The following is a 22,533-nucleotide window of genomic DNA, read 5'->3' as shown; positions in this document are numbered from 1 at the left end:
CTGCGTGTACCGTTGCCCCCTTCGTTTCGCCGTCGAGACCCCATGACCCATGGTATTGCGCGCCAAAACCCGTGACCGCATCCTCGAAGCCAGCCTGGAACTGTTCAATGCCCAGGGCGAACGCAACGTGACGACCAACCATATCGCCGCGCATCTGGGCATCTCGCCGGGCAATCTCTACTACCACTTCCCCAACAAGCCGGCGATCGTGGCCGAGCTGTTCGTGCACTACGAGGCGCGAGTGGACCAGTTCCTGCGACTGCCGCGGGAACGGCCGATGCAGATGCAGGACAAGGCGGCCTACCTCGAAGCGTTGCTCGGTGCAATCTGGGATTACCGGTTTCTGCATCGTGACCTGGAAGGGCTGCTGGCTGCCAATCAGGAACTCGCGCAGCGCTACCAGGCGTTTGCCAGCTGTTGTCTGCTGCATGCCCGGGCCATCTACCAGGGTTTCATCGATGCCGGCATCCTGCTGATGGACCAGGCCCAGGCCGAGGCGTTGGCGCTCAATGCCTGGATCGTGCTGACCTCGTGGGTGCGCTTTCTCGGCACGCTCGGCGCCAGCTCCGGTCCGTTGGGCCAGGCCTATTTTCGCCGCGGCATCTATCAGGTGCTGGCGCTGGAAAGCGCCTTCGTCGCGCCCGATGCTCGCGATGCGGTGAATGCATTGCAGCAACGCTACTACGTCGCGCTGGACCAGCTGCCACGAGCGCCAGGCACCGGTAACGCCTAAGCGTCCGGACCCTGCGCCAGCCACTGCGGAATCCGCCGTTCCAGGTAGTAGCGTGGCCGGGCCGGGGTGCCTTCGATGAAGCCGACGTGGCCACCACGGGCATGCAGTTCCAGTGTCGTGGTCGCGGACAGTTCGGCGGGTTCCGGCACGCTGTGGCGGAACACGAAGGGATCGTCGGCCGCCTGGATCAGCAGGGTCGGAATCTCGATCGCGGGCAGGAAGTAGCGGCTGGAGGCGCGCCGATAGTAATCCTGCGCGTCGCTGTAGCCGTGCAGCGGCGCGGTGAAGCGGCCGTCGAAATCCCAGAAGGTGCGCATGCCCTGCAGCGGGCCCAGTCGCTGCAGGGCGCCGAGGTGCTCGACCAGTCCTTCATGCTGGAAGCGCTGCTGCTTGTCCTTCACGTAGGCGACCATCGCCTTCATGAAGTGCGCCTGATAGATGCGGGAGAAACCCAGGCCGATGCGGTCGGCGCACTGATCCAGACGGAACGGCACGGAAACCGCCACCGCCTTGCGCAGGGGACAGTCGGCTGCGCTTTCACCCAGGTACTTGAGCAATACATTGCCACCCAGCGAGTAGCCCACCGCATACAGCGCTGCCTGTGGACGGCAGGCCTGCAGATGGGCGACGACCTCGGCCAGGTCGTCGCTGGCGCCGGAGTGATAGGCGCGTGGCAACAGGTTCGGCTCGCCCGAGCAGCCACGCCAGTTGATCGCCACGCTGGCCCAGCCCTGAGCCGTCAGCCGTTGCTGCAGGCCAAGCACGTAGAGCGAGCTGGACGAGCCGGTGAGCCCATGCAGCACCAGTACCAGCGGCGCCGCTGCGTCGTGCGGGCCGTGCCAGTCCAGATCGATGAAATCGCCATCGCTCAGCCATAGTCGCTCGCGCTGGCGGTCGAGGCGCGGCGCCTTGCGAAAGAAGGGGTTCCACAATGTTTGCAGATGCGGGCCAGGCAGCCACCAGGCCGGTTGGAATGCGTCGGACACGATCGCTCGGATTCCTCTGTTTGGCCTGACGTTAGAGCCTCGGCAGCGGGAAGAAAAGCACGATGCAGGCGTTGAATGTTTACATCATCGGGCGGCATACGTCTTTGGAGATATGGTCAGCGCGGCTCGAGCAGTGAACAGTGGGCGTCGATATACCCATCCGGAACCCAGCCCATGTCCCTTACCCCCTTCGATCAGTTGCTGAGCGCCGCGCGCCAGGAGCGTGAACCCCAGCGACTGCTGTTCGTCTTCGTCAGTGCCGAACTGCCGGACGATGCCACCGAGGCCGAGCGCCAGCGTTTCGAGGAAAACGCTGGTGGTTCGCTCAAGCCGGTGCTCTGCGTCGACAAGCTGCCCGAGGAGCTGCGCGACTTCGCCGCCCTGCGCGAGGAGTCCGGGCGTACCGGCGTGGCCTGGGACCTGCTGTTTGCCGCCGCCCTGCCCGGGCAGGGCGGCATCACCCCGAATTCCGACGAGGCCGAGCAACCACTGAAGATGATGGTCAGCGCCATCGAGAGCGGCAGCGTCGGTCGCTTCCTGGCATTCGACCGCAATGGCCAGCCCGTCGATTTCTACTGAAACCGGCGCTTCAGCTGGGTGTCGAGCTGGCCGGCGCGCGGCGCTCCCATAGCGCATAGTGCACCTTGCCGGCCTGCTTCTCGCGGTGCAGTCGCCAGTTCCCTGGCAGGCCGAGGCTGGAGGGCACGGCTTCGCTCTCGGTGTAGACCCAGGCGTTTTCGGCCAGCCAACCCTTGTTCTCCAGCAGCTCGCACGCCGGTTGCAGCAGGTTCTTGTTGAATGGCGGATCGAGAAAGACCAGGTCGAAGGCCGTCGGCGACTGGGTTTCCAGGTAACGCAGCGCATCGCTTTGCAGCAATTGGCCGTGGCCGCAGTTGAGCGTGTCCAGATGCTTGCGCAGGCTGGCGATGGCGTTGGCATTCACGTCCAGCGCCAGGGCCATGCTGGCGCCCCGTGACAGCGCCTCCAGATAGATCGCGCCGCTGCCGGTGAACGGATCGAGCACGCGGGCACCGGAAAGATAGGGCGCCAGCCAGTTGAACAGGGTTTCGCGAACCCGGTCCGGCGTAGGGCGCAGGCCTTCGGCATCGGGGAAGCTGAAGCGGCGTGACCGCCAGTCGCCGCCGATGATGCGCAACTGGCCCTGGCCGCCGTGGGCACCGGGACGAATGGGTGGCTTGGCCATCAATGCTCCGGAACAGCGCTGGACTGTTCGACAGGTTTGTCGGTGGGTGGCGGCAGCGGCTGCTGCTCGACGCTGGGGCCGGCGGTCACGATGACGAAGGCATCCTTGTGCAGATGCTTGTTCATGGCCGTCCTGACCTGTTCGACCGTCAGCGCCTGCACTTCGCTCATGAAGTCTTCCAGATAGGTCAGCGGCAGGCCGTAGAAGCCGATGCTGCCGAGCTGACCGACGATATCGGCGTTACTCGCGGTAGACAGCGGGAAGCTGCCGGCGATCTCGCGCTTGCTGCGTTCCAGCTCGGCCTCGCTGGGACCTTCGTCCAGATAGTCGCGGACCAGTTGCTGCACCAGCTCCAGTGCGCCATCGGTGAGTTCGGCGCGGGTCTGCATGCTGATCATGAAGGGGCCTTCGGCGCGCATCGGGCTGAAGCCCGAGTAGATGCCGTAGGTCAGGCCGCGCTTCTCGCGCACTTCCTCCATCAGTCGTGTGCCGAAGCCACCGCCACCGAGGATCTGGTTGCCCAGATAGAGTGCTGCGTAGTCCGGATGGCCGCGTGGGATGCCGAGCTGGGCCAGCATCAGGTGGCTCTGGTTGGAGGGGAAGTCGATATGGTGCTTGCCGGCCGTCGGCGCCTCGGGGATCGGCGTCGCCGGCAGCGCCGGGCCTTCCGGCAGGGCGGCGGAAACCTGCGCGGCCAGCGCCTCGGCTTCCTCGCGGGAGAGGTCGCCGACCAGAGCGATCACCGCATTGCCTGCCGCATAGGCACGGGTATGGAAGTCGCGCAGCTGCTGGACGTCGATCGTCGGAACCGACTCGGGCGTGCCTTCGCTCGGGTGGGCGTAGGGGTGATCGCCGTAGAGCTGGGCGAACAGCTCGAGGCTGGCCAGCTTGCCGGGGTTCTGCTTCTGGAACTCGAAGCCGGCCAGCAGCTGGTTCTTGATGCGTTGCAGCGAGTCTTCGGGAAAGCTCGGCTGGCCGATGACTTCGTTGAACAGCGCCAGGGCGGGCTCACGCTTGTCGGGCGCACTGAGGCTGCGCAGGCTGACCACCGCCATGTCGCGGTAGGAGCCGTTGCCGAAATCGGCGCCGAGACTCTCGAAGCCGCGGGCGATGGTGCCGACATCCTTGCCCTCGACCCCCTCGTTGAGCATGGCGTTGGTCAGCAGCGCCAGGCCGGGTACGCCGCCGTCCTGGCTGCTGCCGGCGGCGAAGGTCAGGCGCAGGTCGAACATCGGCAGCTCGCGGGCTTCGACGAACAGGACCCTGGCGCCTTCGGCGGTCTGCCAGCTCTGGATGTCCAGCTTGCGCCGGGCCAGCGGCTGGTCGCCGAGCTCGGCGAGCGACTCTAGCTGCGGCTTCTGCTCGGCAGCGTTCGGCACGGCAGGCTGGGTCGCCTCGCGGGCGACATCCTGTTCGACCGGTTGGCCCGGCTGTGGCAGTGCGGTAGAGCCTTCGTCGCAGCCCGCCAGGCCGATACCGGTCGCCAGCAGCAGGCCGAGCAGGCCGCGGCGCAGGGCTTTGAAATCACTCATCACGGGCTTCCTCAGGCAGAACATGGGCGACGCTCAGGCGGGAGCGGGTGAAGTAGGTGCGGGCGGCCTGGCGGATATCCTCGGGAGTCACGGCTTCCAGGGCGCTCAGCTCCTCGTCCATCAGCCGCCAGGAAAGGCCGACGGTTTCCAGCTTGCCGATGGTGGTGGCCTGCTGGGTGATGGAGTCGCGTTCGTAGACCAGACCGGCGATGACCTGCGCACGCACGCGCTCGAGTTCGTCTGCCGAAGGCGGGTTCTGCTTGAGCGCATCCAGCTCCTGCCACAGGCCGGCTTCGACTTCTTCCAGGGTGCGGCCCTTCTGCATGTTCGGCGCGGCGCTCAGCACGAACAGGCTGTCGCCGCGGGCATAGGCGTCGTACCAGGCCGAGGCACTGGTCACCAGCTCTTCGCCGCGCTCCAGGCGCTCCGGCAGGCGCGCGCTGTAACCGCCATCGAGCAGGGCGGAGATCAACCGCAGCGCGTGGACCTGGCGAGCGTCTTCCTCGGTCGCCAGGCTCGGCGCGTTGAACGCCATGAGCAGTGTCGGCAACTGGGTCTTGACGTGCAGTGTGAGCCGGCGTTCGCCCGGCTCGGCCAGCTCCAGCGGGCGCTTGGCGTTCGGCACGCTGCGTTTTTCGATGTCGCCGAAGAAGCGCTCGGCCAGTCCGCGGACCTCATCGGCGGTCACGTCGCCGACCACCACCAGGGTCGCGTTGTTCGGCGCGTACCACTGCTCGTACCAGGCGCGCAGCTCGTCGGCCCGCATCCGGTCGAGGTCCTCCATCCAGCCGATGGTCGGGTTGCGGTAGCCGCTGGCGGGGTAGGTGAGGGTCTTGAAGCGCTCATAGGCCAGCGCGCTGGGCTTGTCATCGGTGCGCAGGCGGCGCTCTTCCTTGATCACCTCGATTTCGCGGGCGAACTCGTCCGGCGGCAGCTTGAGGCTGGCCAGGCGATCGGCTTCGAGTTCGAACGCAACGGCCAGGCGGTCGCGCGCCAGGACCTGGTAGTAGGCGGTGTAGTCGTCGCTGGTGAAGGCATTTTCCTCGGCGCCCAGCTCGCGCAGGATGCGCGAGGCCTCGCCGGCGTTGAGCTTGCGGCTGCCCTTGAACATCATGTGCTCGAGCGCATGGGAAAGGCCGGTCTGGCCAGCGGTCTCATAGCTGGAACCAACCTTGTACCAGAGCTGGGATACCACCACCGGCGCACGATGATCCTCGCGAACGATCACTTTCAGGCCGTTGTCGAGGAAGAACTCGTGGGTCGGCTGATTGTCTGCTGCTGCCAGCAGGGGCAGATAGAGGGCTCCGAGCAGCAGGGCGGCGGCGCGGCGTAACGTCAGGGGCATAGTCGGGACTCGTCCAGGTTGGTGTCCGCCACGGCAGACTGGCAGGGCGGCAACACGGCAGCCATGGTAATGGCGTGCGCGGGTCAGGCAAAGCCGGGATATCCGCATGGTGCCGCCGCCGCAGAAGCGTGCTTAGCGCACCCGCTTTGCGAGGTGCTAGGATAGAGCCCATTTGGCCGGCAGCGTGGCTGACGGCTTTTCGCATCCTTGAGAATACCTTCTCCATGTTTGGTTCCAACGACGACAAGAAGACGCCGGCCGAGCCCGGCGAAAAGAAAGGCCTGTTCGGCTGGCTGCGCAAGAAACCGCAGCAGCCGGTGGCCGAGCAGCCTGCCGCCGAACCGCAGGAAGACGGCTTGCCGCGCGCCGAGCAGCCCGAGGTCGAGATCGAGCAGCCGACGGTCACTGCGCCCGAGCCATTGCCCGAGCCGCCCGTCGAGGCCGAAATACTGCCAGAGCCAGAGCCAGAGCCAGAGCCAGAGCCAGAGCCAGAAATCGCTCCGGCCCCAGCGCCAGTCGTAGCGGCTGCACCTGCCGAAGCACCTGCCAAGCTCGGCTTCTTCGCCCGTCTCAAGCAGGGGCTGTCCAAGACCAGCTCGAGCATCGGCGAAGGCATGGCCAGCCTGTTCCTCGGCAAGAAGGCCATCGATGACGACCTGCTCGACGAGCTGGAAACCCGCCTGTTGACCGCCGACGTCGGCGTCGAGGCGACGACAGCGATCATGCAGAATCTCACCCGTCGCGTGTCACGCAAGGAGCTGGCCGACAGCGGCGCGCTCTACACGGCGCTGCAGGAAGAGCTCACCGGTCTGCTCAAGCCGGTCGAGCAGCCGCTGGTGGTCGACAGCGGCAAACGCCCGTACGTGATCCTGGTGGTCGGCGTGAACGGCGTCGGCAAGACCACGACCATCGGCAAGCTGGCCAAGAAGCTGCAGCTCGACGGCAAGAAGGTCATGCTCGCCGCCGGCGATACCTTCCGTGCCGCGGCTGTCGAGCAATTGCAGGTGTGGGGCGAGCGCAACGGCATTCCGGTGATCGCCCAGCACACCGGTGCCGATTCCGCCTCGGTGATCTTCGATGCGGTGCAGGCGGCCAAGGCGCGCGGCATCGACGTGCTGATCGCCGATACCGCTGGGCGCTTGCACACCAAGGACAACCTGATGGAGGAGCTGAAGAAGGTCCGCCGGGTGATGGGCAAGCTCGACGAGTCGGCTCCCCACGAGGTCCTGCTCGTACTCGACGCCGGCACCGGCCAGAACGCCATCAACCAGACCAGGCAGTTCAACCAGGCGGTCGAGCTGACCGGCCTGGCACTGACCAAGCTCGACGGCACCGCCAAGGGCGGGGTGATCTTCGCCCTGGCCAAGCAGTTCGGCACGCCGATCCGCTACATCGGTGTCGGCGAAGGAATTGATGATCTGCGCACCTTCGAGGCCGACGCCTTCGTCAAGGCGCTGTTCGCCCAACGGGACGGCGCATGATTCGTTTCGAACAGGTCGGCAAGCGCTACCCCAACGGCCACATCGGGTTGCATGAGCTTTCCTTCCAGGTGCGCCGCGGGGAATTCCTTTTCGTCACCGGCCATTCCGGCGCCGGCAAGAGCACGCTGCTGCGCCTGCTGCTGGCGATGGAGCGCCCCACCAGCGGCAAGCTGCTGCTGGCCGGACAGGACCTGTCGCGCATCACCAATGCGCAGATTCCCTTCCTGCGCCGGCAGATCGGCGTGGTGTTCCAGAACCACCAGCTGCTGTTCGATCGTACCGTGTTCGACAACGTTGCCCTGCCACTGCAGATTCTCGGCCTCAACAAGCGCGAGATCGGTCAGCGGGTGATGACCGCGCTTGAGCGCGTCAGCCTCAAGGACAAGGCGCTGCAGTACCCGGCGGACCTGTCCACCGGCCAGCAGCAGCGCGTCGGCATCGCCCGCGCCGTGGTACATCGGCCGGCCCTGCTGCTGGCCGATGAACCTACCGGCAACCTCGACCCGCGACTGGCGGCGGAAATCATGGGCGTGTTCGAAGACATCAATCGCCTGGGCACCACCGTGCTGATCGCCAGCCACGATCTGGCGCTGATCGCGCGGATGCGTCACCGCATGCTGACCCTGCAACGTGGTCGCCTGATCGGCGACGGGGAGGCCAGCCGATGAGTAGCGAACGCAATCCCAAGACCAATCCGAGTACCGCCGAGCGTGTTGGGGGCCCGGTGAAGAAGCCGGAGTCGCCACGCGGCGACGAGCCGGATTTCAAGACGCTGTTCCACGCCTGGCTGGAAAGCCATCGCGCCAGTCTGGTGGACAGTGTCGGGCGTCTGCTCAAGCAGCCGATCGGCAGCTTCTTCACCTGCCTGGTGATGGCTGTGGCACTGAGCCTGCCGATGGGCCTGGCGCTACTGCTGGACAACGTCGAGCGGCTCGGCGGCTCCTGGCAGCGCGCCGCGCAGATTTCGCTGTTCATGCAGCTGGATGTTGAGGCCGCTGCTGGCGAGCGTTTGCGCGACGAGGTCGCCGGCATGCCCGATGTGGCCGCGGCGGACTGGGTCAGTCGCGAGCAGGCGCTGGAAGAGTTCCAGCAATTGTCCGGGCTTGGCGAGGCGCTCAAGGAGTTGCCGGAAAATCCGCTGCCGGGCGTGATCCTGGTGACCCCCAACGAGGTCGACAAGGACAAGCTCGAAGCATTGCGCCAGCAACTGGCCGAGCTGCCAGGCGTGCAGCTGGCGCAGCTCGACCTGCTCTGGGTCGAGCGGCTGACTGCCATCCTCAAGCTGGGCGACCGTTTCGTCTTCGGGCTGACCCTGCTGCTGGTGGCGACGTTGCTGCTGGTGATCGGCAATACCATTCGCCTGCACATCGAAAACCGCCGCACCGAGATTGAAGTGGTCAAGCTGGTGGGCGGAACCGACGGCTACGTGCGCCGCCCGTTCCTCTACATGGGTGCCATCTACGGGCTCGGTGCGGGGCTGATCGCCTGGCTGTTGCTGGCCTACGGTCTGGGCTGGCTGAACGAGGCGGTAGTGGACCTGGCCGGTCTGTATGGCAGTGATTTCGGCCTGGGAGGCGTTCCGGCCGGTGACGCCATATCACTGCTGATCGGTGCGGTTCTGCTCGGCTATATCGGTGCCTGGCTGGCTGTTGCAAGGCATCTGAGTGAGCTTGCGCCAAGATAAATTATCTTTATAAACAATGGCTTATCTGTGTGCCTGGGAACTTTTTCGCAGGCTTGCAGTCTGATGCGGCAATGCTAAACTGCTGCAGCTTCGTCATTGGAGGTACTGCATGACAACTACTCTGCAACCTGTTCAAGCGCTAGTCCCGGGAGCCAATCTCGAGGCCTACGTGCAGACCGTGAACAGCCTCCCGCTGCTCACCGTCGAGCAGGAGCGCGAGCTGGCCGGGCGCCTCTTCTATCATCAGGATCTCGAAGCGGCTCGGCAGATGGTGCTGGCGCACCTGCGTTTCGTCGTTCACATCGCCCGTAGCTATTCCGGCTACGGTCTGGCCCAGGCCGATCTGATCCAGGAAGGCAACGTCGGCCTGATGAAGGCGGTCAAGCGTTTCAATCCCGAGATGGGCGTGCGGCTGGTGTCCTTCGCCGTGCACTGGATTCGCGCTGAAATCCACGAGTTCATCCTGCGCAACTGGCGCATCGTCAAAGTCGCCACGACCAAGGCGCAGCGCAAGCTGTTCTTCAATCTGCGCAGCCAGAAAAAGCGTCTGGCCTGGCTGAACAACGATGAAGTCACCGCAGTGGCCGACAGCCTGGGCGTCGAGCCGCACGAAGTGCGCGAGATGGAAAGCCGCCTGACCGGCCATGACATGGCCTTCGACCCGGCTGCCGATGCCGACGACGACAGCGCCTACCAGTCGCCTGCGCACTATCTGGAAGACCATCGCTACGATCCGGCCCGTCAGCTGGAAGATGCCGACTGGAGTGACAGTTCCACGTCCAGTCTGCATGCGGCGCTCGAGGGGCTCGATGAGCGTAGCCGGGACATCCTCCAGCAGCGCTGGCTGAACGAGGACAAGGCCACCCTGCATGACCTGGCGGCCAAGTACAACGTGTCGGCCGAGCGCATCCGTCAGCTGGAGAAGAATGCAATGAACAAACTCAAGGGATCGATCCAGGCCTGACCTCGGATCGATCGACCAATCGCGGAATGGCCTGGCGCCTTCCGCGATTTTTTTGCCCCGCTATCGGTCTCCGTCGTGGCGGCGACGGGTGTTCAGCCGCGCTTCCTCTACCGCCGCCAGCAACTGCCCATTAGTGATCGGTTTGTGCAACCAGACGATTCGCGCTGGAAACTTCACCTCGTCGAACTGATGCGCGGCGGAGATCACGACGATGGGTAAGTCCTGCATGGCCGGCCTGTCGTTCAATTCGTCGATCAGTTGAGCCCCGCTGCCATCCGGCAGGTGCAAATCGAGCGTCATCGCCTCATAGCAGCCGCTGGCGAGCTTTTCGCGGGCCTGGTGCAGGCTCTGCACGCGTTCCACCGCATACCCCCCCTCGCGCAGCATCAGATGCAGCAGACGACCGGTGTCCGGTTCATCCTCGACGACCAGGATTCGCGGCAGGCCCTCGGGGTTGTCTGTGATGTCGCTGACTGATGGCGTCTGGATCGGCAACTCGCACCAGAAGGTGGTGCCTTGCCCAGGCAGGCAATCGAAACCGACGGTGCCGCCCATGCGCTCGATGAGCTCCTTGGTAATGGCCAGGCCAAGACCGGTACCTGATTTCTGTCGGCTGTCGGAGGCGTCGGCCTGGGCGAATTTCTCGAACACGCGGGAGCGAAAGTCTTCCGGTATCCCTGGCCCCTGGTCGCTCACGCTGATGCGAACCCTGGCTCCACGAAGGCTGGTGTGCAGGCGAATCTCTCCTCCCTCCGGGGTGAACTTGACGGCGTTCGAGAGAAAATTGCCGAGTGCCTGTTGCAAGCGCATGGCATCGACCCAGACCAGCACATCTTTGGGGTGATGCAGTGAGCAGCTTATGCCGTGCTGGTCGCATAGCGGCCGGTTGCTCGCCAGTGATTCCTCGAGCAGGTTGCCAAGGGGGTGTTCGCGCAATTCGAAGGTCATCTTGCCAGCGGCCATCTTCTCCATGTCCAGCAGGTCATTGATCAGATGCCCCAGGCGCAGGCTGTTGCGGTAGGCGATTTCCAGCATCTGCTGTATGGCTGGCGGCGCGGCGCCCAGTGCCCCGCCGACGATCAGCCCGAGCGCGCCACTGATCGAGGTCAGGGGGGTGCGCAGCTCGTGGCTGACGGTGGAGACGAAGTCGTTCTTCATCTGCTCGACGCGCTTGCGCTCGGTAAGGTCCATCAGCGTGCCGCTGATGCGCTGCGCCATGCCTTGTGGATCGCGTTGGATATGGCCGCGCAGCAGAACGGGCACGACATGACCGTGCTTGTGTTGCAGGCGCATTTCGCTGGTGAAGTGGTCCAGGCTGGACAGCATGATCTGTGCCAGTTGGGCCTTGTGTCGCGTCAGGTCTTCGGCAACCGTCACGCGCTCCCATAGCTTGAGGTCGCAGGTCAGCTCGTTGGGACGGTAACCGAGCATCTCCCAGGCCCGCGGCGAGGCATACATGCTGCCCGCTTCCAGGTCGAGGTCCCAGAGGCCGTCGGTGCTGCCCTTGAGTGCCAGCGACAGCCGTTCCTCGCTCATCTTCAGGTCATGCTTGCTCTTGCGGATGTGCTGGGTCATTTCTTGCGCCACGGCCTGGATTCGACTGTGGCGCAGTGCTAGCGAGGATGTGAGGAAAAACACCAGCAGGCTGAGGCCGACTCCCAGGCCGAGCACCAGGGCCTCGTTGGCGTGGAAGCGCTTGTCGAACTCCGGCCTGCTGTCCATGCGCAGGGACCAGGTCTGGCCGTAAAAGTGGAGCTGTTGCAGTTTGCTGTAACGGCCGCTGCCTGGCTCGGGCGCCTCTGGCGAGGCATAGATCTGCTGCTGCGGGTCTTCGCTGTCGCTGGCATAGATATGCAGGGTCAGCGGCAGATTGGCGGCGCGCAGGATGCCCTGCATCAGGTCGTCGACCCGATAAGGGCTGTAGACGAATCCCGTCAGCGCCTGCATGCGCTGCTCCGGTGTGTCGGTCGGCATGCCGTGCCGGTAAACCGGAACGTAAAGCAAGATGCCCGCCTGGACCTTTTCGTCTATCTCCTGCAACAGCGTGACCTTGCCGGTAATGCTGGTTTCGCCCAGTCTCGCTGCGCGCGACATGGCCCGGTGGCGGGTCGCTTCGGAATACATGTCGTAGCCGAAAGCCGCCAGGTTGCGACCGCTAAAGGGTTCGAGAAAAATGATCGAGGTGTAGCGGTCACGCGGGCCTGCTGGATGGATGTCGTACTCCGGAAAGCCCTCGGCGCGAATGCCTGCGACGTGAGCATCGCGCTGGTCCTGCGCAATGGTCTGGGCGAAGCCGACCCCCTGAATGCCAGGGTAACGGTCCGGCAGCAGCAGGCGCTGGACATACCGGCGCCACTGCTCGCGACTGACATCTTCGACTGCATCGAACAGGCCGGCTCCGCCGAGCAGGATCTGTTCGTGATCGCGCAGCCGTTTGCGGATCGCTTCGGTGACCTTTTCGCTGAGCAGCTGGAATTGCTGCTCGGCAGCGCGTTCCTCGTTGGCGCGCAGGTTCTGCCAGAGCACCAGCTGCACCAGCAGGGTGAACAGCAATATTGCCCAGGCGATACCATTTTGTCGGGTGAACAGTTGGCGCAGGGCCTGGGGCAGGCTGGCGTACAGGGCTGGATCGCTCATCATCGTTGCTGCGGTGTGCGTGTCTGATTCGACCTGGAGGCCTTCGGTTGCGTCAGCCCGTCACCGGCCATTTGAGGCAGTGTCGCTGGAGCTGAACGGAAACTCGATAGATCGGCGGCTCCGAAGGCTTGCCAGCTTACCTGCGATAATGGCCTTTTGATATAAGCGTCCGGTCAGTGCTGCGACGAATGGCAGTCCTGTCCGTAACTCAGTTTTGCCGGGCCCCAGTCGACCTCGGCGGCTGGTCGCGGACGGGCGAATCCATAGCCTTGACCGTAGTCGCAATCGTGCGCCAGGAGAAAGGCTGCCTGATCGGCCTCCTCGATACCTTCAGCGACTACCTTCAGCCCCAGATTGCGCGCCAGGCCGATCACGGAGCGGGTTATGGCCGCATCCTCGTGGTCCATGGGCAACCCGCGGACGAAGCCCTGATCGATCTTGAGCTTGTGCACGTTCATGCGCTTGAGCCGCTGCAGGGACGAGTAGCCAGTGCCGAAGTCGTCGATCGCCAGCTGCACACCGAGCGCTCGCAGGCGCTGCAGGAGCTCCACTGCCGCATCGGGATCCTGCATGACAGCACTCTCTGTGATTTCCAGTTCCAGGTAGCGCGCGTCGAGGTCGCAGTTGGCCAGAGTGGTGGCGACCTGCAGATCGAGCTCACCGTTGCCGAACAGCCGGCTGGAGATGTTCACGGCGATGAAGTCGAGCGGATGCCCCTGCGCCAGCCACTGCCGCGCCTGGTTGCAGGCCTCTTCAAGCACCCAGCGGTCGATGGCGCTGATCAGCCCGGTCTCTTCGGCAATGGGAATGAAGATTCCCGGTGCGATCAGACCTTTCTCCGGATGCTGCCAGCGTACCAGCGCCTCGAAGCCGGTGATGGTGCCCTGGCGCAGATCGTATATCGGCTGGTAATGCAGGCGCAGCTGGCCTTGTTCCAGGGCCTGGCGCAAGGCGGTAATCAGTTCGACCCGCTGGCGTGCCTGGCTGGTCAGCTCCTGCGAATAGAAGGCGTAGGTGGAGCGGCCGCTGCTCTTGGCCTTGAACAGCGCCGAGTCGGCATTGCGCATCAGTTGCTCGACGTTCTGCACGTCGGCAGGGTAGGGATAGAGGACGATGCCGATGCTGGCGCTGCTGAACAGCTCCTGGTCGCCGAGATGGAAGGATGCATCGAAGGAGTCGAGGATGCGCAACGCCAGCGCGGTGGCCTTCTCCGCACCGTAGCCTTCGCAGAGAAGGGCGAATTCGTCGCCCCCAAGCCGGCCGAGCGTCATACCTTCTTCCAGGCATTCGCTCAGTCGGGCACTGACTGCCTGCAGCAGAGCGTCGCCCAGGCTGTGGCCGAGGCTTTCGTTGATGTCCTTGAAGTGGTCGAGGTCGATCAGCAGCAGCGCACCGCTACGCTTGCTCGCGCGGGCGCGCTCGAGGTCCTGCCTGGCGCGCTCGGTGAACAGCAGGCGATTGGGCAGGTCCACGAGCGGATCGTAGTGGGCAAGCTGGTCGAGCTCCTCGCGCGAGCGTTGCAGCGCCGAGAGGTCGGAAAACACCGCCACGTAATGGCTGAGCCGGCCGTGTCCGTCGTGGATGCTGCGCAGGTTCTGCCACAGCGGGTAGACCTCGCCGTCCTTGCGACGATTCCAGATCTCGCCGCTCCAGGCACCGTGCTGGTTCAGCGCCTGCCACATCTTTTGGTAGAAGGCTGCGTCGTGTTTGCCGGAAGCGAACAGCTTGGGCGTCTGCCCAAGGACCTCCTCGCTGCCGTAGCCCGTGATGCGGCTGAACGCTGGATTGACATGGACGATGTGCTGGTCGGGGTCGGTAACCAGCACACCTTCCTGGGTGCAGTCGAACACCGCCGCGGCTTGCTTCAGGCGGACTTCCTGCAAGTGCTGGGCACGCTGGTGTGCATCCAGGCGACGTATCTGTGCCCTCCCGAGCAGAAACAGCAGGAGGCTGCTGAGGGCCACGAAAAGCGCAGCCTTGCCCACGTGCCAGAGTTGGCTGTCGCCGTGCGCCAGGCGGTGGACCAAGGCGTCACCGAGGATGATCCATAGCATCGCCAGGAAGAAGTAGCCCAGGCTCAGCCGGATGAGGTATGTATGCATCGGTACTGTTCAATCCGATCAGGAGACGGAGGTGAAACCTCTACGTGCCGGATGGACGAAGAGGTCTGGCTGTCGTACCGGTTTTGCCGCATCAATGTGGCGTCCCGGTGTACTGCGTGCCGGCTCAGAGCCAGCTCGGCCACCACTCCGGGTAGTCGGGTTCGATTCGTTGCAGGTAGTGACTGCCGCCGAGCTGGCGCGCCTGTTGTCGGATCCAGGCGGCGCGACTGTTCACATAACCACTCGGTTTGCCAGCATTCCATTGTCGCGGGTTTGGCAGTACCGCGGCCAGGAGACTGGCCTGGCGATTGGACAGATGAGGCGCGCTGGTTCCGAAGTGATGACCTGCGGCGGCCTCGGCTCCGAAGACGCCGTCGGCCCATTCCACGCTGTTGAGGTAGACCTCAAGGATGCGTTGTTTCGGCCACAGCAACTCGATCAGCGTGGTAAACCAGGCCTCCAGGCCTTTGCGTGGCCAGCTGCGGCCGGACCAGAGAAACAGATTCTTCGCCACCTGCTGGCTCAGCGTACTGGCGCCACGCAGCGAGCCGCCGCGCTCATTGTGGCTGAGCGCGGCGCGGATTGCGGCGATGTCGAAGCCCCAATGGTCGGCAAACTTCTGGTCCTCGGCGGCGATGACGGCCATCTTCAGGTCGTCGGGCAGTTCGCGCCAGGGGCGCCAGTCGCGGGTCAGGTCGATCGATTCGCCCGTGCGCCAGGACTCGATCTTGCGTTCGACCATCAGCGCGGTGAACGGTGGTGGCAGCCAGCGCAGCAGCAACACCAGCAGAACCGAAAGGCCGATCAGCCAGAGCAGTAGTTTGGACAGGCGCAGCAGCAGGGCTCGCAACATGGCACATGGTCGTGGGCGAAAAGAGCGGGCATTATAGCGGCCGCTAAGGCCAATGACCGGAAATGGTAATGATTCGTCCTTGTCTTGTGCTCGCCGCCCTGTTCGGTTTCACCGGAGTCGCACTCGGTGCTTTCGCTTCGCACGGGCTCAGGAGCCAGCTGAGCCCGGCTTATCTCGCTGTGTTCCAGACGGGCGTGCAATACCAGCTGATTCATGCGCTGGCGCTGCTCGGCGTGGCGCTGCTGGCATTGCTGCGACCCAGTCGCCTGCTGAGCGCCGCCGCGGCCCTGTTCGTCGCCGGCATCCTGCTGTTCTCCGGCAGTCTATACCTGCTCACCTTGAGCGGGATCGGCAAGCTGGGCATGATCACCCCGCTGGGCGGCACGGCCTTCCTGGCCGGTTGGCTGTGCCTGGCATTGGCCGGATGGCGCATTCGCGGCTGACCGGGCCGAGCGACCTTCGGCTTTCTTGCGCTGGCTGCCTCGCCCACGTTTTTGAATGACCTGCTAGAATGCCGTCCCCTTTCGCAATGGCAGCGAACAGCATGCAGATTCAGTTGAACGGTGAACCCTACGAGCTGCCAACCGGCCAGACGGTGGCCGACCTGCTGGCGCGTCTGGAACTGACCGGCCGCCGCCTGGCCGTCGAACTCAACCGGGAGATCGTGCCGCGCAGCGCACATGCTGCGACCGCACTCAGCGAAGGTGACCAGATCGAGGTGGTGCACGCCATCGGTGGCGGCTAGCCGCGCTTCCTATCCGAATGACGCCGCCTGTGCGTCGCCCAGCCCGCTGCAACACGTCCGAACGAGGATTTTTCATGCGCCCAGTTCCGAACGACAAGCCTTTCACCCTGGCCGGTCGCACCTATCAATCGCGCCTGCTGGTTGGAACCGGCAAATACAAGGACCTCGAGGAAACGCGTACGGCCATCGAGGCCTCCGGTGCCGAGATCGTCACCGTCGCGGTGCGGCGCACCAACATCGGCCAGAATCCGGGTGAGCCGAACCTGCTCGATGTGATCAGCCCGGAGCGCTATACCATCCTGCCGAACACCGCCGGCTGCTTCACTGCCGAGGATGCGGTACGCACCTGTCGCCTGGCCCGCGAACTGCTCGATGGCCACAAGCTGGTCAAGCTGGAAGTGCTGGCTGACCAGAAGACCCTGTTCCCCAACGTGATCGAAACCCTCAAGGCCGCCGAAGTGCTGGTCAAGGACGGCTTCGACGTGATGGTCTACACCAGCGACGATCCGATCATCGCCCGCCAGCTGGCCGAGATGGGCTGTATCGCGGTCATGCCGCTGGCCGGCCTGATTGGTACCGGGTTGGGTATCTGCAACCCGTACAACCTGCGCATCATTCTCGAGGAAGCCACCGTGCCGGTGTTGGTCGACGCCGGTGTCGGCACTGCCTCGGACGCTACCATCGCCATGGAACTGGGCTGCGAGGCGGTGCTGATGAACAGCGCCATCGCCCACGCGCAGAATCCGGTACTCATGGCCGAAGCGATGAAGTACGCCATCGAAGCCGGCCGTCTGGCCTATCTTGCTGGCCGCATGCCGAAGAAGCTCTACGCCAGTGCCTCGTCGCCGCTGGATGGATTGATTCGCTGACACGATTCGTGGCCGGCCCTGACCCGTGGTCAGGGCCGGCTTTTTATTTCTCGCAGGTAGACCATGACTGAGCAGACCCCCGCGGCCGAAGAGCAGCAAACCGAGCACCGCCGCACCATCAAGAGCTTCGTGATGCGCGCCGGGCGCATGACCGAGGGCCAGCAGCGCGGGCTGGAACAGGGCTGGCCGAAGTTCGGCCTGGCGCTCGAGGATGGGTTGCGCGATTTCGATGAGCTATTCGGCCGCAGTGCGCCGCGGACCTTCGAGATCGGCTTCGGTATGGGGCATTCCACGCTGGAGATGGCGGCGGCGGCCCCGGAGCAGGACTTCATCGGCGTCGAGGTGCATAAACCGGGTGTTGGCGCGTTGCTCAGCGGACTTGTGTCACAGCAATTGAGCAACGTCCGGGTCTACAGTTGCGACGCTCTGGAGGTGCTGCGCGATTGTGTGGCCGATGCCAGTCTCGACCGGGTCCTGCTGTTCTTTCCTGATCCATGGCACAAGAGCCGCCACCACAAGCGACGTATCGTTCAGCCGGCCTTCGCCGAACTGGTGCGCAGCAAGCTGAAGATCGGCGGCGTGCTGCACATGGCCACCGACTGGGAGCCCTACGCCGAACATATGCTCGAGGTGATGAACGTGGCCCCGGGCTACCGCAATCTGGCCGCAGATGGGCGCTGCGTAGCGCGCCCTGCGGAGCGGCCGGTGACCAAGTTCGAACGTCGTGGCGAGCGCCTCGGACATGGCGTCTGGGACCTGAAGTTCCAGCGCGTCGACTGAGCGAAGCCACGCCATGCCGGGTTCAGCCGTCTGAGGGTTGAGCGGGTTCTGTACGAAAAGTCGTCGAGCGAAGGTCAGGCGAGGCAAAAACGGGTGAGGAAGCGGAGTTTACCTGCTGTAAATGAGCATTCCGAACCCGTTTTTAACGAAGCATCACCCAGCGCAGGCACTTTTCGTACAGAGCCTAGTTGCGGTCGGCGATCACTCCGATGAGGAAGAAGATCAGCAACAGCACCGGCGCCAGGCTGTAGTTGTTCAGCTGGGCCAGGCCCTGTGTCATCCAGGGCGTCAGAAAGACGATGGCCAGGCCGTAGCCCAGTGCGCAGACGAGCACGAAGATCAGCGTGCGCAGAAAGAAGTTGAGGCTGCTGACCGTGCGTTTTACCCAGGCGTTGAGCTGCGGTCCGAACAGCACGAACAGCGTGGCCATGAGCGCCAGGGAGATGTCGGACAGGTGACTGCGGCTCCAGCGCGACAGCGTGACGATCAGGTCGAGTAGCAGATCCATGCGGTGTCCTTAAGGCAGGAAGCTCTGTAGCAGGTCGTTGAGGAACAGTTGACCCTTGGGCGTGGCGACCAGGCGCGCGGGGTCGGCTGACAACAGGCCGCGTGCTTCGGCGTCGCGCCGGGAGTCGGCAAGCACATCCAGCGCCATCCCGGTGCGCTGAGTGAACAGCATGGCCGGCACGCCGTCAGTGAGGCGCAGCACATTCATCAGGAATTCGAAGGGCAGCTCCTCGGCCGCCAGGCGCTTTTCTCCGGCGCGGAATGCCTTGGCCGGGTCGAGGTAGTCCTTTGGCAGGCGGGTCTTCCAACTGCGCAGGATGCGTCCGTCGGCATGGCTGAGTTTGGCATGGGCGCCAGCGCCGATGCCGAGGAAGTCGCCGAAGGTCCAGTAGTTCAGGTTGTGCCGTGCCTGCCGGCCGGGCTGCGCATAGGCCGAGGTTTCGTACTGGCGGTAGCCGTGTTCGGCGAGCAGCGCCTGGCCGGCTTCCTGGATGTCCCAGAGGATATCGTCCTCCGGTAGTTGCGGCGGCTGGCTCCAGAACACCGTGTTCGGCTCCAGCGTCAACTGGTACCAGGACAGGTGCGTCGGCTGCTGGGCGATGGCAGTGCGCAGGTCGCTCAGCGCATCCTCCAGGCTCTGCCCGGGCAGGCCATGCATGAGGTCGAGGTTGAAATTGTCGAAGCCGGCGGCGCGTGCCATGTCTGCCGCACGGATGGCTTCGTCGCCATCGTGGATGCGACCGAGCGCCTTGAGCTTGTCGGCCTGGAAGCTCTGCACGCCGATGGACAGCCGGTTGATGCCGAGCAGGCGATAGTCGCGGAACTTGGCCTGCTCGAACGTTCCCGGGTTGGCCTCCAGGGTGATCTCGATATCCTCGGCAAAGCCGACCAGCCGATCCAGTCCGTCGACGATCGCCGCCAGTGCCTTGGCGGAAAACAGGCTTGGCGTGCCGCCACCGAAGAAGATCGAGCTCAGTCGGCGGCCCTGGACGTGCTCGAGATCGGCGCGAAGATCGGCCAGCAGTGCGGCGACATAGGCGTCTTCGGGCAGCTCGGGTCCGGCTGCGTGGGAATTGAAGTCGCAGTACGGGCACTTGCGCACGCACCAGGGTATATGGACGTACGCCGCCAGCGGAGGCAGTTCGAAACCTGCCGTCGTCGGCGCACCGTGCTTGCCGTCGTTAGTGCTTCGCGGTGCTGAGTCTGCTGCTTTCATATCCCCAGCCGCTGCTTGAGCAGGGCCATGGCGCGTGCACGGTGGCTGAGCTGGTTCTTCTGCGCGGCGGGCAGCTCGGCGCTGGAACAGTCGCATTCGGGTACCCAGAACAGCGGGTCATAGCCGAAGCCGTGCTCGCCACGCGGCGCATGCAGGATTCGGCCATGCCAGAGCCCTTCGCAAATGATCGGCAACGGATCGTCGGCGTGGCGCACCAGCGCCAGGGCGCAGACGAACTGTGCGCCGCGCTCGGCATCCGGAACCTCGCGCAGGGCATCCAGCAGCTTGGCGTTGTTGGCGGCATCACCTTGACCGTCGGCATAGCGCGCCGAGTAGATGCCCGGTGCGCCGCCAAGGGCGTCCACCGCCAGGCCGGAATCGTCGGCCAGGGCCGGCAGGCCGGATATGCGGGCAGCATGGCGCGCCTTGAGAATGGCGTTCTCGATGAAGGAAAGGCCGGTTTCCTCCGGCTCGACCGCACTGAACTCGGCGACCGAGCGCACGCGTACGGCAGCGCCGAGCATGGCCTGCAGTTCCTTGAGTTTGCCGGCGTTGTGGCTGGCCAGCACCAGTTCGGGGAATGGCATCATCGGTCGGGGAAGAATTCCTGGTTGAAATCGAAGCTGAAAGGCTTGGCGCCGGTCGGCTGTACGGTGAGGCTGAAGCGCAGGGTTTCCTGCGAGTCGAAGGGGAATTGCGCGAGGTAATAGATCGCCTCGTCGCCTTCCTTGAGCTGCTTGAAGCTCAGCGGCCGGTCCTGTCCGAGCAGGTTCTTCACCGTGCCGCTGACTTGCGCTACGACCGGCTTGCCGGCCTTGAGTACCGAGACGTTGATCACCCCCTGGGTCTTGCTGCGCACCAGACCCGCTGCGGAGGCGATGTCGGGCTGCAGGAACCCTGAATTGAAGGCGCTGTAATGGATGTCGTATTCACCGACGCTGTGCTTGCGTTCGGCGAGTACCGGCAATGCGAGCATTGCGGTCAGGAAGCAGACAAGGACACGTTTCATGGTGTTACCTCCAGCGTTGAGTCGCTCAGCGGGACGGCCCCGTGACGCGGTAAATGCCGATTTCGCCCAGCAGGTTCGGCCACAGGCGGCTGGCCCAGCCATGCTTGTGGTCGCGATCGACGGCCAGGCGCTCGAGCACCCGGGCACCCCGCTCCTGACAGAGCCGTTCGAAATCCTCGAAGGTGCAGAAGTGGATGTTCGGTGTGTTGTACCAAGTGTATGGGAGAAACTCCGATACTGGCATGCGACCCTTGCTCGCCAGGTACCAGCGGCAGCGCCAGTGACCGAAGTTGGGAAAGGTAATGATGCATTCACGGCCGACGCGCAGCATTTCCTTGAGCAGCTTGTCGGGGTAGTGCACGGCCTGCAGCGCCTGGGTCATCACCACCATGTCGAAGCTGTCGCTGGCGAAGTTGCCCAGACCCAGATCGAGGTTCTGCTCGATGACGTTGACGCCCTTGTCGATGCAGGCGGCGATATTGTCCGGGTCGATCTCCAGGCCATAGCCGCTGACCTGCTTGTGGTCACGCAGCCAGGCCAGTAGCTCGCCGTTGCCGCAGCCGAGGTCGAGTACTCGGCTGCCGGCCGGAATCCACTCTTGGATGATGTCCAGATCGGCGCGCATCTTCGTTCCTTATACGGCTATGCGGTTCATGTAACCGCGGAAGGCTTGCAGGTAGCGAGGGTTGGGAATGAGAAAGGCGTCGTGTCCCTGTGGCGCGTCGATCTCCAGATAGCAGACGTTCTTGCGCGCCTCGAGCAGGGCATCGACGATTTCCCGTGACCGCTCCGGCGAAAAGCGCCAGTCGGTGGTGAAGGACATCACGCAGAAGCTGGCCTGGGCTGTCTCGAAGGTTTTCGCCAGATCATCGTCGTTGGCCGCAGCCGGGTCGAAGTAATCCAGTGCCTTGGTCATCAGCAGGTAGGTGTTGGCGTCGAAGCGTCCGGAAAATTCCTCGCCCTGATAGCGCAGGTAGCTCTCGACCTGGAATTCCACGCTGTTGAAGTCGTAGTTGAGCTTCTCGCTCTTCAGTCCGCGACCGAACTTGGTGCCCATGGCGTCATCGGACAGGTAGGTGATGTGCCCGACCATGCGTGCCAGCATCAGTCCGCGCCTGGGGATGACGCCCATTTCCTGGAAATGACCGCCGTGGAACTCCGGATCGGACAGAATCGCCTGGCGCGCCACCTCGTTGAAGGCGATGTTCTGCGCCGACAGCTTGGGTGCCGAGGCGATGGCCAGGCAGTGACGCACCCGCTCGGGGTAGCTGATGGTCCACTGCAGTGCCTGCATGCCGCCCAGGCTGCCACCGACCACCGCCGCCCACTGGGCGATGCCGAGCCGGTCGGCCAGAAGCGCCTGGCTGTGCACCCAGTCCTCCACGGTGACCACCGGGAAATCCGCACCGTAGGGCTTGCCGCTGGCCGGATTGGTGCTGCTGGGGCCGGTCGAACCGTTGCAGCCACCGAGGTTGTTCAGGCTGACGACGAAGAAGCGCTCGGTATCGATGGCCTTGCCCGGGCCGATGCACGAATCCCACCAGCCGGGTTTGCGGTCGTCCGCGCTGTGGTAGCCGGCGGCATGATGGTGGCCGGAAAGCGCGTGGCAGATCAGCACGGCGTTGCTGCGCGTGGCGTTCAGCTCGCCGTAGGTTTCATAGATCAGCTGGTAATCGGCCAGCGTGCGGCCGCAGGCGAGTGTCAGTGGTTCGGCAAAATGCGCGACCTGCGGACTCACCAGGCCAACGGAATCGGCGGGAATTGCAGTGGGCATCGACCCTGGCTCTAGCTTGAAGAAGGCGGCAAAGTCTAAAGGTATGCGCGCTGCAATTCATCCTGAATCGCAACGGCGGCTTGGCGCTGCCCTCGAGGTGGCCTGGATGGCG

23 protein-coding genes are annotated in these 22,533 nt (G+C 64.2%); 10 read left to right on the top strand and 13 right to left on the bottom strand.

Annotated elements, in window-relative coordinates:
- Positions 1-49: 49 nt before the first annotated feature.
- Positions 50-733: a TetR/AcrR family transcriptional regulator gene (locus B597_RS31655; protein WP_003297166.1), complete on the top strand. Its 684-nt coding sequence runs from the start codon at positions 50-52 to the stop codon at positions 731-733.
- On the opposite strand, the gene B597_RS31650 is transcribed toward B597_RS31655, so the two are convergent.
- Positions 730-1,719, bottom strand: a complete 990-nt coding sequence (locus B597_RS31650; protein ID WP_003297167.1) for a hydrolase — start codon at positions 1,717-1,719, stop codon at positions 730-732. The genes B597_RS31655 and B597_RS31650 overlap by 4 nt on opposite strands.
- Before the next feature lie 174 nt (positions 1,720-1,893).
- Here B597_RS31650 and B597_RS31645 point away from each other — a divergent pair, with 174 nt between their 5' ends.
- A complete protein-coding gene (locus B597_RS31645) occupies positions 1,894-2,298 on the top strand; it encodes a hypothetical protein (protein WP_003297168.1) in 405 nt (134 codons plus the stop codon).
- A gap of 10 nt (positions 2,299-2,308) precedes the next feature.
- Here the strand turns inward: B597_RS31645 and rsmD are convergent, their stop codons facing one another.
- Genes rsmD through B597_RS31630 form a run of 3 tightly spaced genes read right to left on the bottom strand, consistent with a single transcriptional unit; the run spans position 2,309 to position 5,800 of the window.
- The gene (rsmD, locus tag B597_RS31640) at positions 2,309-2,923 is read right to left on the bottom strand and encodes a 16S rRNA (guanine(966)-N(2))-methyltransferase RsmD (RefSeq protein WP_003297169.1); all 615 of its coding nucleotides are present in this window, start codon (positions 2,921-2,923) and stop codon (positions 2,309-2,311) included.
- On the bottom strand, positions 2,923-4,455 hold the full coding sequence (locus B597_RS31635; RefSeq protein ID WP_003297170.1) for a M16 family metallopeptidase: 1,533 nt from the start codon (positions 4,453-4,455) through the stop codon (positions 2,923-2,925). The genes rsmD and B597_RS31635 overlap by 1 nt, the downstream gene beginning before the upstream one ends.
- Positions 4,448-5,800, bottom strand: coding sequence for a M16 family metallopeptidase (locus tag B597_RS31630; RefSeq protein WP_003297171.1), 1,353 nt, complete (start codon positions 5,798-5,800; stop codon positions 4,448-4,450). Before B597_RS31630 ends, B597_RS31635 begins: the two co-directional genes overlap by 8 nt.
- A 224-nt stretch (positions 5,801-6,024) precedes the next feature.
- On the opposite strand from B597_RS31630, the gene ftsY reads away from it, so the two are divergent.
- The 4 genes from ftsY (at position 6,025) to rpoH (ending at position 9,929) form a co-directional block, all read left to right on the top strand.
- Positions 6,025-7,281 (top strand): signal recognition particle-docking protein FtsY, encoded by a 1,257-nt coding sequence (ftsY, locus tag B597_RS31625; protein WP_003297173.1) that lies wholly within the window; start codon positions 6,025-6,027, stop codon positions 7,279-7,281.
- Positions 7,278-7,949, top strand: a complete 672-nt coding sequence (ftsE, locus tag B597_RS31620) for a cell division ATP-binding protein FtsE (protein ID WP_003297174.1) — start codon at positions 7,278-7,280, stop codon at positions 7,947-7,949. Before ftsY ends, ftsE begins: the two co-directional genes overlap by 4 nt.
- On the top strand, positions 7,946-8,965 hold the full coding sequence (ftsX, locus tag B597_RS31615) for a permease-like cell division protein FtsX (RefSeq protein ID WP_003297175.1): 1,020 nt from the start codon (positions 7,946-7,948) through the stop codon (positions 8,963-8,965). The genes ftsE and ftsX overlap by 4 nt, the downstream gene beginning before the upstream one ends.
- Positions 8,966-9,074: 109 nt before the next feature.
- Positions 9,075-9,929: an RNA polymerase sigma factor RpoH gene (gene rpoH, locus B597_RS31610; protein WP_003297176.1), complete on the top strand. Its 855-nt coding sequence runs from the start codon at positions 9,075-9,077 to the stop codon at positions 9,927-9,929.
- A gap of 60 nt (positions 9,930-9,989) precedes the next feature.
- Here rpoH and B597_RS31605 read toward each other — a convergent pair whose 3' ends face one another.
- From B597_RS31605 to mtgA, 3 genes are all read right to left on the bottom strand, one after another.
- Entirely contained in the window at positions 9,990-12,569 is a 2,580-nt protein-coding gene (locus B597_RS31605; protein ID WP_419184900.1) for a hybrid sensor histidine kinase/response regulator, read from the bottom strand.
- Positions 12,570-12,739: 170 nt separating this feature from the next.
- Positions 12,740-14,668, bottom strand: coding sequence for a phosphodiesterase DibA (dibA, locus tag B597_RS31600; protein ID WP_003297178.1), 1,929 nt, complete (start codon positions 14,666-14,668; stop codon positions 12,740-12,742).
- Between the two features lie 124 nt (positions 14,669-14,792).
- On the bottom strand, positions 14,793-15,521 hold the full coding sequence (gene mtgA / locus B597_RS31595) for a monofunctional biosynthetic peptidoglycan transglycosylase (protein WP_003297179.1): 729 nt from the start codon (positions 15,519-15,521) through the stop codon (positions 14,793-14,795).
- Positions 15,522-15,589: 68 nt separating this feature from the next.
- Between mtgA and B597_RS31590 the strand changes: the two genes are divergently transcribed.
- From B597_RS31590 to trmB, 4 genes are all read left to right on the top strand, one after another.
- Positions 15,590-15,964, top strand: a complete 375-nt coding sequence (locus tag B597_RS31590) for a DUF423 domain-containing protein (protein ID WP_003297181.1) — start codon at positions 15,590-15,592, stop codon at positions 15,962-15,964.
- A gap of 101 nt (positions 15,965-16,065) precedes the next feature.
- Complete coding sequence (thiS, locus tag B597_RS31585) at positions 16,066-16,266, top strand: sulfur carrier protein ThiS (RefSeq protein WP_003297182.1); 201 nt, start codon at positions 16,066-16,068, stop codon at positions 16,264-16,266.
- A gap of 74 nt (positions 16,267-16,340) precedes the next feature.
- Positions 16,341-17,135 carry a thiazole synthase gene (locus B597_RS31580; protein ID WP_003297184.1) on the top strand — a complete coding sequence of 265 codons (795 nt, stop codon included), beginning with the start codon at positions 16,341-16,343 and terminating at the stop codon, positions 17,133-17,135.
- Between the two features lie 63 nt (positions 17,136-17,198).
- A complete protein-coding gene (trmB, locus tag B597_RS31575) occupies positions 17,199-17,915 on the top strand; it encodes a tRNA (guanosine(46)-N7)-methyltransferase TrmB (RefSeq protein ID WP_003297185.1) in 717 nt (238 codons plus the stop codon).
- Positions 17,916-18,099: 184 nt separating this feature from the next.
- On the opposite strand, the gene B597_RS31570 is transcribed toward trmB, so the two are convergent.
- Genes B597_RS31570 through metX form a run of 6 tightly spaced genes read right to left on the bottom strand, consistent with a single transcriptional unit; the run spans position 18,100 to position 22,421 of the window.
- Positions 18,100-18,423 carry a DUF3392 domain-containing protein gene (locus B597_RS31570; RefSeq protein WP_003297186.1) on the bottom strand — a complete coding sequence of 108 codons (324 nt, stop codon included), beginning with the start codon at positions 18,421-18,423 and terminating at the stop codon, positions 18,100-18,102.
- Positions 18,424-18,432: 9 nt separating this feature from the next.
- Positions 18,433-19,638: a radical SAM family heme chaperone HemW gene (gene hemW, locus B597_RS31565; protein ID WP_003297188.1), complete on the bottom strand. Its 1,206-nt coding sequence runs from the start codon at positions 19,636-19,638 to the stop codon at positions 18,433-18,435.
- Entirely contained in the window at positions 19,635-20,228 is a 594-nt protein-coding gene (gene rdgB / locus B597_RS31560; protein WP_003297189.1) for an RdgB/HAM1 family non-canonical purine NTP pyrophosphatase, read from the bottom strand. The genes hemW and rdgB overlap by 4 nt, the downstream gene beginning before the upstream one ends.
- On the bottom strand, positions 20,225-20,647 hold the full coding sequence (locus B597_RS31555) for a DUF4426 domain-containing protein (protein WP_003297190.1): 423 nt from the start codon (positions 20,645-20,647) through the stop codon (positions 20,225-20,227). Before B597_RS31555 ends, rdgB begins: the two co-directional genes overlap by 4 nt.
- A gap of 25 nt (positions 20,648-20,672) precedes the next feature.
- Entirely contained in the window at positions 20,673-21,272 is a 600-nt protein-coding gene (gene metW, locus B597_RS31550) for a methionine biosynthesis protein MetW (RefSeq protein ID WP_003297191.1), read from the bottom strand.
- Positions 21,273-21,281: 9 nt separating this feature from the next.
- A complete protein-coding gene (metX, locus tag B597_RS31545; protein WP_003297192.1) occupies positions 21,282-22,421 on the bottom strand; it encodes a homoserine O-succinyltransferase MetX in 1,140 nt (379 codons plus the stop codon).
- Positions 22,422-22,533 lie beyond the last annotated feature (112 nt).

This window comes from Stutzerimonas stutzeri KOS6 (assembly GCF_000307775.2).
Lineage (GTDB): Bacteria > Pseudomonadota > Gammaproteobacteria > Pseudomonadales > Pseudomonadaceae > Stutzerimonas > Stutzerimonas stutzeri_B.
Note: the sequence above shows the minus strand (reverse complement) of the source record. Positions and strands in the feature narration are given on the sequence as shown.